We start from the raw sequence: 9,845 nt of genomic DNA on the forward strand, positions 1-9,845 counted from the left end.
CGTTGGGAGGGACCTCCAGGGGGCGGTGGAGCCAGGCCACCGCGAGGCACGACAGCAGCATCCCCGTGCCTCCGACACTCCAGACGATGCGGCTCATGGCTCCCCTCCGGGCGCACCCGTGGCGGTGCGCGGGCCGCTACGGCTTCCCGTGAGCGGCCCGCAATCAATGCCACTGACATGTAGATGCAATCAAGTTGCATTTAAAGGTCGTGTGTCCGCGCAGGACCGGTGTGACCTCGTTTCCATGGAGGTTTGCCACCCCTGGGGGCCGGGCTGGTGCCGTGGAATGAGCGGGCCGTCCTTCTGGTCGCGAGTACCGGTGGCTGGTGCCCCGGAGGGATTGCTTCACGCGGGCGCGGCTCCAGGCGCGGGCGCGGTCCCCCTATCCGGTGTACCTGCTCGAGCGCCGTGATTCGCGAGGCGCCTGGAGCGCCGTGCCCGCGCGGGAGTTCCTACCCGAAGCAGGGGGCATCGCGGTGTCCCTGCTGGAGCCCGGCACATACCGGGCGCGGGTGGCGTCCGCGCCGGATGCGTCGCGGCCGAGCACATCGGCGCGCGTGGACGCGGACGGCGCGGACGTGGAGGTGGGGCTCGCGCTGGAGGAGGCCCCAGCCCCTTCGTGCGACGTGCGGGTCACCCACGAGGGGCGCCCGGTGTCCGGCGCATGGGTAATCGCGAGTGGTGGAGACAGGTCGATGCCTCCCGTGCAGGGAGAGACGGACACCGCGGGGCGGTGGCCCGTGCGCGCGGACGTACTCCCATTGCAGGTGCAGGGCTTCCGCGCCCTGGGAAGGGGAGGGCGCGGAAGCCTGCCGTCGCTCGGGCGTCATCGAGGTGAAGCTGAAGGCCCGTGGGCCTTCGTCACGCGGCGGAGGCCGTCAGGCCCTCATCGGGGGTGACGCCCGGGGCGGCGGCGTCCTCGTCCGCTTCCTCGGCGGCGCGCGCCTGGGCGCCCAGCGCCTCTACCCACAGCTCCAGGATGTCCACCAGCGCGCTGCGCGTTTCACCCTGGAGCGGGGCCAGCAGCCGCGCCATGCGCTCCTGCACCTGGGCGTCCGTCTGCTCCGCCAGGGCGCGTCCCTCGTCGGTGAGGCGCACGCGCACGCGGCGGCGATCATGCCGCACGGAGCGCTCGCGGCGCACGAGGCCGCCCTGCTCCAGACGGTCCACGAGCCGGCTCAAGCGGGGCATGGCGAGTCCGCCCAGCCGCATCGCGAGCACGCCCACGGGCAGCAGGCACTCCGCGCGCAACCACCAGAGGGCCTGGAGCTCCAGCGGTTCCCAGCGGGGATGCGACAGGGACGCCAGGGGACTCGCCAGGGAGCCGCAGCGGGCCGCGTCAACCAGGAGGTTCCGCAACCGCGCCACCTGTACCCGCACATCCACCGAGAGCTCCGTCATGCACCCCTCCATCCCCTGGGAGCGCCAGCCTCCGGCTCCGGCCAGCGCCGCCACGGGGTCCCGCGGGTCCAGGCCCGCATGAAACTCAACGGGGATACGGAGCGGGCATATCGGTTGGGTTGTAGGGGGCTTTATCGGGCCTTCAACCCGCGGCGGCCCTGAGTCGCGGTGGCGCCTCCTTCTTCCGGCGGGCCAGCAGGACCGAGCGCCCCTGGAAGGAGTAGCGAGCCACCCGGGGCGCCCACTTCACGAACACGCCGCAGGCCAGGTCGTCGGAGAAGAGCTGCTGCTCATGGAGTTCCTCCAGGTGGGACCACATTTCCGCCCAGCGCTCCAGGGGCTGTCCGTCTCCCCGGTCGCCGTGGAGCGTCGACTGGATGAAGGACCACCAAGACTGCTGGGGCTCCTGCTCGATGAGGGCCTCCAGGACCTGCACGGCTTCTGCCGGGTACCCGATGAGCAGCGCCATCAGGAATTGGGCGACCTGACATTCACCTGGCTGCTCCGGGGTTCCGATGAACGCCGCCCGTTCGGACGCGGGCAGCAAGGCATGCATGAGCCGATACGTGTTGACGAAGCGCTTCGCGGCGCGAGGCGAAGGAATGAGCCCGTGCAGCTGCTTCATGAAGCGGCGCTCCTCCTCCGTGATGCGCAGGATGAGGGGTGCCGGAGGAGGTGGTGGCACAGGGTCGCGGGTCCCCTCCGTCGCGGGCGCGGGCAGGGCCGTCACCTTCTGCGGCTGGGGACCGTTCGCGGGCTCGGACACCTGCTGCGGAAGGTCGTGCGGTGTCGTCGCTCCCAGCGGAGGGCTGGCGGCAGGGGACTGGGTCAGGTCATCGATGAGCGCGCCGAACCCTCTGGGCTCCATGACCCGCAGGGCGTAGGGAATCTGGAAGATCTTCTCCAGGTAGTTGAGCGGGGTTGACTGCCAGTGATGCCGCTCCTCGCTGGACATGCGGGTGTCGCTGCGGAGCGAGGACTGGAAGACCGCCGAGTGCTGCTGGAGCGAGTGCAGCAACCAGCGTGAGTCCACGCCCACGACGACGACGAACAGCTCGAAGGCCAGCAGGAGGTGGACCGCCTGCAGCACCTCGACGACCTTGTCCTCGGGGCAGCGGTCCAGGTCATCGATATAGAGGATGATGCGGTCGATGTGCGGCAGTGCCGGAGGACGCTCCCTGGCCTCCGGCCCGGTGGGCTCCAGCGCTTCCCGCGAATGTTCGTCCCGCGCGTCCTTGAGCAGCTCCGTGAGCCGCTCGAAGTCCTGATGCGCCCGGGCGATGACTCCCAGGTGCTGCGTGTAGTCCGTGCTTTCATGGCGCTGGCGGATGAACTCCGACACCTGCCGGTCCGCGCCGAGGGCATCGAGTTGCGCCTCCATGTCGCGAAGCGCGGCGGTTGCCTCCTCCACGGACCGTTGCGCCTGATCCACCTGGCTCGCGAGGGTCTTGCGTTCGTCCTCCAGCTTCACCCGCCGGACCTGCTTCTGGTCCTCGATCTGTGCCGTGGCCGCGTTCCACGCCGTCTCCATCTGGCCCACGGCCGTCCTCGCCGCTTTGAGGAAGGGCTGGAGCTTCAGGAACAATCCTCCGAGGCCCAGCACTCCAAGTGCCCCGGACACCTCCTTCCAGGCCTTCGTGAAGTACGGCGCCACCAGGGTGGCGAGGAGGGGCGCTCCCAGGCACACGAGCACGAGCAGGAAGAAGCGCTGCTGCTCTCCCGCGGGCTTTGCCCGCAGCGCGCGCCAGAAGGCCTGAAGCCGCCCGCCCAGGCTTCTCAGCTCCAGGAGCTGCTGGACGCCTTCGGGCGTGGCCTTGTCCAGGGGAAGCCGGAGCTTCGCGGAGAGGGCCTCCGCCTGCTTCCCGAGCCCTGTCGTTTCCATGATGCGCTGGAGGGTGCCGCGCTCCAGCACGACGTCGCGGAGATTGGCTTTGAGGTTCGCGTCGAAGAGGGCCAGCTTCTGGAGGCGTTCCTCGCTGGAGCGGAGGCTGGTTTCGAGGTTCGCCTTCTTCTGCTGGGCCTCGGTGAGCACGTCGCGCGAGCTGGCCGTGGCGGCGAGCAGCCGGGCCCGTTGCATGGCGCCGCTGCCCCTGTCGTCCTGGGAGACCTTCCGCGCGAGCTGCTCGAAGATCTCCGAGGTCAGGCTGGCCCAGAGGTTCTCGGTGTCGATGTAGTTCCAGGCGTTGAAGCGGATCTGGACGATCTTCTCGCAGTAGCCCGGTGAGGCCTTCGCCGCGAGCGCGTCGATGGACTTCTCCAGCTGACGCATGAAGAAGCTCTTGCCGCTGCCCCAGTCTCCGAAGAGGCCCAGGGACAGGGGTGGCTCGACGTCCTTCGCGGCCAGGACGGACACCAGGGCATCCACTTCCGGATCGATTCCCAGGCGGTCCACACCCCGCAGGTCGTCCGGACGGAAGCCCACGAGGAGCGGCTCTCCCGAATCCTCGAAGGTGATGAGGTCCCTGCTCAAGCCAAGGGCCGCCATCGCCTGGACGAGGGGGCTGTCATTGACGGAGAGCACGCCGTGCAGCAGGTGCGCGCTCTGGATGGATTCCGAGCGCCGGGCCGTGGCTTCCTGGACGGCGAGCCCCAGCGCCTCCTTCATGTACAGGGAGAGCGGTGGGAGGGCTTCGAGGGGAGTGACTTCGTAGCTTCCCCGAGGAGGAATCGGGGTGCGGCTCGCGGCTTCGATGCGCGCCGCCAGCTCCCTGGGATCGACGGACTTCCGCTGCATCAAGGCGGGAAGGGGGCCTCCCTCTTCCTCCGCGAGTGCCGTGACGAGGTACTCCAGCAGCAGCTTGGCCCCCGGGGGCAGTCCCTGGTGGTTCCGCCCGCCCTGAACGGCCCGCAGCAATCCGTCCGTGACCGAGAGGACCTGTCGCGCGGAGGGCGACAGCCTTTCAAACCAGGGGTGCTCTTCCGCGGGTGGGCCCGAGGAGGACCCGGGCTGGAGGTGCGGGAGCCGTGACTGGATCAGGGGCCAGAGCGTGCTCTCCTGAAGCAAGGTGATGGGAATGACGTAGCACCGCAATGAAGTCTCAACCGACAGGATGCCGACCAGCACGTCATCAGAGATGACGGGTGCCCCATTGCTACCGGCGAAGGGTGGCGATTCATTGGCCTGCAGGGCCAGGCGCCCATCCCGCATGAGCGGGCCCACGGTGCCAGAAAGCCGCTGCAGGGGAGACTCATGCGTTCTGCCGGGCTTCACCATGCTCTGCCACTCCGCTCCCTGGGAGGGAAGTCGGAGCGCAAGAGGCCTCGCGGAGGCATCGAGCACCGAAGGCGTCACCTCCAGGAGCGCCAGGTCCCTGTCCTCGTCCACCGCCAGGACGTGGGCCTCGACGAAGGCCGCTCCCCCATTGGCGGCCCGTACGAAGAAGCTCTTGGAGGAACTGATGGGAATGGCATTGGCGGTGGTCAGCGCCAGGCCGGGTGCCAGAAGCGATGCCATCGCCTGCCAACGCGCGGTTCTCGCGGGCGGCTCCGGAGTGATGACGAGCGCGATGGAATCGAGAACCGAGCGTGGAATCAATGACATCCCCCCTACGTGTCAGGCATTGCGGAGGCAACGCTATCACGTAGGAGGAATGCCCTGCTCAGGCCCCGCTCGCCTTGCGCTTCGCGGACTTCGCCTTGGCGTGGGCCTTGTCGAAGCCTTCGTAGAAGCGCACGGCCTGTTCGCCCACCATCTGGATGTGCTGGTTGTTGAAGTACGCGGTGATGGGCGCGGCGACCAGCGGCATGGCGCGGCCGAGCGTGGACATGCCGCCCTTCGCCAGCAGCAGCGCCGCCAGCTTCCCCAGCACCTTCGGCCCGGAGCGGTGCAGCGGCCCCAGCCCGTTGGCGTAGCCGAACAGGTCCATCAATTCGCCGCGCGCGCGGTCCGTCTTGAGGTTCGCCTTGTAGAGCGTGGCCACGTCCGTCAGCAGGATGATCTGCAGGTAGGCCATGAACACCAGGTCCGCCGGCAGGGAGATGAGCCCGAACACGCCGCTCACGCCGCCCACCATGCCCGCGAGGCTCTTCTTCTCGTCCACCAGCCGCTGCGCCAGCTCCTTGGTCGTCGCGGACGGATAGCGCTTCTCCAGCGCCGCCACGCGCACCTTGGCCCGCCCCACCTCCTGCTGGATGAGGTCCGACAGACGCAGGGCCCCCAGCTTCTTCAGCTCCGCGGGGGTCAGCTTCTTGATGAAGCCCAGTCGCTCCGTCACGCCGTCGTAGAAGGCCATGTCCTCCTCCTTGAGGCCGCGCTCGCGGCCGGGTGCCTCGTGTCTAGTAACCCCGCTCGGCCAGGTACAGGTCCACCAGCGCGCCCTCTTCGTACCAGGCGTGCCGCATCTCCGACTTGAACCACCGCGAGTCCGGGCGCGCCTGCCGCACCTCCAGCTTCACCCGGTTGGTCGCCGTGTCGATGACCGCCGCGCGCGCCTTGCACGCCGCGCCCGGCTCCTCGCCGTAGCCCCCCTCCAGGCAGACCTCGTCGCCCACCGCGAGGCGCCGCGTGTACTCGCTGCCCAGGTAGAGCGCGTCATCGCAGTTGCCGCGCACGGAGGACTTCCCCAGCGCGACGCAGCGGTCCTTCGGGGGCGCCCGGATGACCGGCACGTTCGAGGACAGCGCGTCCTCGTCGTTGGGGTCGCGCTGGTAGGGGCCCACGGACCTGCACCCCACCGCCGCCCACGCCAGGGCCGTCAGACCCACCCACGTCCACCTCATCGCGCCGTCGCCTCCGGGACGCGGGGCTGCCGCGCCCCCGCTCCTGCAGGGAAGGGCGGGGAGCATGGCAGACAGGGGGGAGGCCGGCAAAACAGGCCGGCGCCCGCGGCTTCAGGCAATACGGCGCGCGGGCCCGGGGATTTCCTCGGTGAGGCCGGGGACCGCCCGGTTCTTGCCGTCCACGAACACGACGGTGGGCTTCCAGTTCGCCAGCTCCGCCTCCTCCACCTCCGCGAAGGTGGCGAGGATGACGAGGTCGCCGGGCTGGTTGAGGTGCGCGGCCGCGCCGTTGATGCAGATGACGCCGCTGCCCGCCTCCCCTTCCAGGGCGTACGTCTCCAGCCGGGTGCCGCGGGTGACGTTCCACACCGCGACCTTCTCGAACGGGAGGATGTCCGCGGCCTGGAGCAGGTTGCGGTCGATGGTCACCGAGCCCTCGTAGTCGAGGTCGGCCTGCGTCACCGTGGCGCGGTGGATCTTGGACTTGAAGAGGATGCGGCGCATGGCGGGGGGCCCTCGGGGAAGCGGCGCAACCGTAACGGCTCCCCTGTCCGGGGACAACATCCCCGGTGTCCCCCACCGCCTGCTCCCCTGGATGCCCTCCGTCAGCTACTTCTTGAAGTTGACCAGCTGGCTCAGGTTCAGGGGCACGGACTGCGCGTCCGAGGTCAGGTTGCCGTTCAGGCTCACCTGCGCATTGCCGCCCGAGCGCAGGGCCATGGCCGCCGACGCCGCGCTCGCGAAGTTGATGGTCAGGGGCAGCGTCACCTGCTTGGTCCCGCTGGCGTCCAGCATGCCCAGGTTGCCCGTGTTCAGGTTGCCCACGCTCGCGCCCGCCACCTTGAGGGCGCCGGTGATGCCGGACACCGGCAGGGGGAAGCCGTTGCGGTTGGTGATGGAGAGGGGGAACTCCACCGTGGCCCCACTCAGCGTGACGTTCGTGATGCGCGGCGCCTGGAACTGCACCTGGGGAATCTTGGGGACCGCGAAGGTGCCCTCCTTCTCCAGCGGCAGCTTGACGATGCCGATGGGCGTCTGGATGCCCAGGGAGCCCTGGGCCTTGAAGGCCGCCACGTCCTTGTTGAGGAACGTCGTCACCACCGGCGCGATGTCCGCGAACCGCACGTTGGCGGGGAAGACGAGCTCGCTCTTGCCGTTGGACTTGAGGTTCACGCCGCTCTTCGGCTTGCCGGCGACCACCTGCTTGCCCTCCACGAAGAAGGAGTAGTCCACCGACGCCAGCTTCAGGCCGAGGCTGTTGGGGTTGTCCAGCTCGTACACCAGGTCCACCGTGGCGTCCGACAGCGAGGCATTGGCCAGCCGCGCCGTCTTGAAGCGCAGGGTGGGCTTCTTGAAGGCGCCACTGAGGAGGCTCTGGAGCGCGGCGCAGCCGCTGAGCGTGAAGACGGACAGGGCGAGGAACACCAGGAACGCGCGTTTCTTCATGGGCATGGGCGTAGCAGAGGACGCACCCGGTCCGCGCGGGATTCAATCCCGGCGCGCGAGCGGACCCTTGGCGGGTGGGTGCACCTTCGGCACACCAATGGTATGCGGCCAGGGTCTCCCCCGTGCCGGAGGTTGGCCCGCCGTGACAGGTGGCATCTTCTCTCACCCCCTCGCCACCTCCCCGGGAGCCCCCGCCGGGCCCCGGCATGGCCGGTTCGTCCCGCTCGCGCTGGCGCTGCTGGCGCTGCTGACGGGCTGCTCGCGCGCGTCGGGCGAGTCCGCGGGGGCCTCCGGCCCGGTGCGGCACATGGCCCTGACGCCGTGCCGGCTGGACGGGGTGGCCGCGCAGACGCTGTGCGGCACGCTGGAGGTCTTCGAGGACCGGACGGCGGCGAAGGGCCGCAAGCTCTCCCTGCGCGTGGTGGTGGTGCCCGCGCTCGCGTCGCAGCCCCAGGAGGATCCGCTGTTCTTCCTGGCGGGCGGCCCGGGCCAGGCGGCCTCGCGCACGCGCATCCTGCCGGCGCTGGACCGCATCCGCCGCCAGCGCGACATCGTCTTCGTGGATCAGCGCGGCACGGGGGACTCGCACCCGCTGGACTGCGAGGCGCTCAATCCCTCGCGCGGGTCCCTGGCGGCGCGCTTCGAGGACCGCGAGGACGCGGACGTGCTGCCCCAGTGCCGCAAGGGCTGGGACGCGGACGAGCGGCTGTACACCACGTCCATCGCCATGGACGACCTGGACGACGTGCGCGCGGCGCTGGGCTACCGGAAGGTGAACCTGTGGGGCATCTCCTACGGGACGCGCGCGGCGCTGGTGTACATGCGCCAGCACCCGGACCGCGTGCGCACGGCCATCCTGGATGGCGTGGCCCCCATGGGGCAGTACCTGCCGCTGTACGCCGCGCGTGACGGCCAGCGCGCCCTGGACCTGCTGCTGGAGGCGTGCGCGAAGGACGCCGTCTGCGCGAAGGCCTACCCGGACCTGCGGACCCGCACGGAGGGACTGCTCGCGAAGCTGGAGGCCGCGCCCGCGAAGGTGCGCGTGCCGCATCCGCGCACGGGCGTGCCGGAGGACTTCACGCTCACCCGGCGCGTCTTCGTGTCGGAGATGTTCGCGCTGCTCTACAGCCCGGACGTCGCGTCGCTGGTGCCGCTGATGCTGGACCGGGCGGCGAAGGATGACTGGACGCCCTTCGTGGCGCTGTCGCTGGGGCTCACCGACGAGGTGGCGCGCACCACCAGCCGGGGCATGTTCCTCGCGGTGGTGTGCGCGGAGGACGCTCCCTTCTTCACCGAGGCGGACGCCGAGCGCGAGGCGAAGGGCACCTGGTTCGGCCCGCGCATGGCGCTGGACGTGAAGAAGGCGTGCGCGAAGTGGCCCGTCGCGGACGTGCCGAAGAACTTCCGCGACCCGGTGGCGTCGGACATCCCCACGCTGCTGCTCTCCGGCGAGCTGGATCCGGTGACGCCGCCGACCTGGGGCGAGCAGGCGAAGCAGACGCTGACGCACAGCCTGCACGTGGTGGTGCCGGGGCTGGGGCACAACACGGTGGGCGCGGACTGCGCGCGCTCGCTGATGGCGGAGGTGCTCACGCGCGGCAGCGTGGAGGGCCTCACGCCCGACTGCGGGAAGGGCCTCAAGCGGCCGCCCTTCTTCACCTCCTTCGCCGGCCCCGTGCCGTAGGTCAGGACCCGCTCGCCCATGATTGAAGCCAGGAACCTGCACAAGCAGTTCGGCAAGGTGACGGCGGTGGAGGACGTGACCTTCACCGCGGAGGACGGCGTCATCACGGGCCTGCTGGGCCCCAACGGCGCCGGCAAGACGACGACGCTGCGCATGCTCTACACGCTGGTGCGGCCCGACAGCGGCACCGCCACCGTGGACGGCATGGACGTGGCGAAGGATCCGCAGGGCGCCCGGCGCGCGCTGGGGGTACTGCCCGACGCGCGCGGCCTCTACCCGCGCCTCACCGCGCGCGAGCACGCCCGGTACTTCGGCGAGCTGCACGGGCTGTCCGGCGCCACGCTGGATGGGCGCGTGGAGGAGCTGGTGGAGCTCCTGGAGATGAAGGACATCGCGGACCGGCGCACGGAGGGCTTCAGCCAGGGCGAGCGCGTGAAGGTGGCGCTGGCGCGCGCGCTGGTGCACGGCCCTCGCAACGTGCTGCTGGACGAGCCCACCAACGGGCTGGACGTGATGGCCACGCGCTCCGTGCGCACGCTGTTGCGCAAGCTGAAGGCGCAGGGCTGCTGCGTGGTGTTCTCCAGCCACGTGATGC

The 9,845-nt window shown here is 70.1% G+C and carries 9 protein-coding genes; 3 read left to right on the forward strand and 6 right to left on the reverse strand.

What is annotated here, in order from left to right; all coding sequences use genetic code 11:
* The first annotated feature begins 326 nt into the window (after positions 1 to 326).
* Entirely contained in the window at positions 327 to 899 is a 573-nt protein-coding gene (locus tag D7V93_RS45255; RefSeq protein ID WP_158623886.1) for a hypothetical protein, read from the forward strand.
* Here the strand turns inward: D7V93_RS45255 and D7V93_RS28850 are convergent.
* The 6 genes from D7V93_RS28850 to D7V93_RS28875 all read right to left on the reverse strand — a co-directional run bounded on the left by D7V93_RS28850 (position 862) and on the right by D7V93_RS28875 (position 7,572).
* A complete protein-coding gene (locus tag D7V93_RS28850) occupies positions 862 to 1,401 on the reverse strand; it encodes a winged helix DNA-binding protein (RefSeq protein ID WP_120646448.1) in 540 nt (179 codons plus the stop codon). The two genes, D7V93_RS45255 and D7V93_RS28850, sit on opposite strands and share 38 nt — an antisense overlap.
* 142 nt (positions 1,402 to 1,543) lie before the next feature.
* Positions 1,544 to 4,855 carry a P-loop NTPase fold protein gene (locus D7V93_RS28855; protein ID WP_158623887.1) on the reverse strand — a complete coding sequence of 1,104 codons (3,312 nt, stop codon included), beginning with the start codon at positions 4,853 to 4,855 and terminating at the stop codon, positions 1,544 to 1,546.
* A 145-nt stretch (positions 4,856 to 5,000) separates the two neighbouring features.
* Positions 5,001 to 5,633: a hypothetical protein gene (locus tag D7V93_RS28860; RefSeq protein WP_120646450.1), complete on the reverse strand. Its 633-nt coding sequence runs from the start codon at positions 5,631 to 5,633 to the stop codon at positions 5,001 to 5,003.
* Positions 5,634 to 5,676: 43 nt separating this feature from the next.
* Entirely contained in the window at positions 5,677 to 6,120 is a 444-nt protein-coding gene (locus tag D7V93_RS28865) for a hypothetical protein (RefSeq protein WP_120646451.1), read from the reverse strand.
* Between the two features lie 111 nt (positions 6,121 to 6,231).
* The gene (gene panD, locus D7V93_RS28870) at positions 6,232 to 6,624 is read right to left on the reverse strand and encodes an aspartate 1-decarboxylase (protein WP_120646452.1); all 393 of its coding nucleotides are present in this window, start codon (positions 6,622 to 6,624) and stop codon (positions 6,232 to 6,234) included.
* A gap of 105 nt (positions 6,625 to 6,729) precedes the next feature.
* Positions 6,730 to 7,572, reverse strand: a complete 843-nt coding sequence (locus tag D7V93_RS28875; RefSeq protein ID WP_120646453.1) for an LEA/WHy family protein — start codon at positions 7,570 to 7,572, stop codon at positions 6,730 to 6,732.
* A gap of 136 nt (positions 7,573 to 7,708) precedes the next feature.
* On the opposite strand from D7V93_RS28875, the gene D7V93_RS28880 reads away from it, so the two are divergent.
* Entirely contained in the window at positions 7,709 to 9,250 is a 1,542-nt protein-coding gene (locus D7V93_RS28880) for an alpha/beta hydrolase (protein ID WP_372338354.1), read from the forward strand.
* A gap of 18 nt (positions 9,251 to 9,268) precedes the next feature.
* Positions 9,269 to 9,845: ABC transporter ATP-binding protein (locus D7V93_RS28885; protein ID WP_120646454.1), on the forward strand; the 577-nt coding region annotated here is incomplete at its 3' end.

This window comes from Corallococcus llansteffanensis (assembly GCF_003612055.1).
Lineage (GTDB): Bacteria > Myxococcota > Myxococcia > Myxococcales > Myxococcaceae > Corallococcus > Corallococcus llansteffanensis.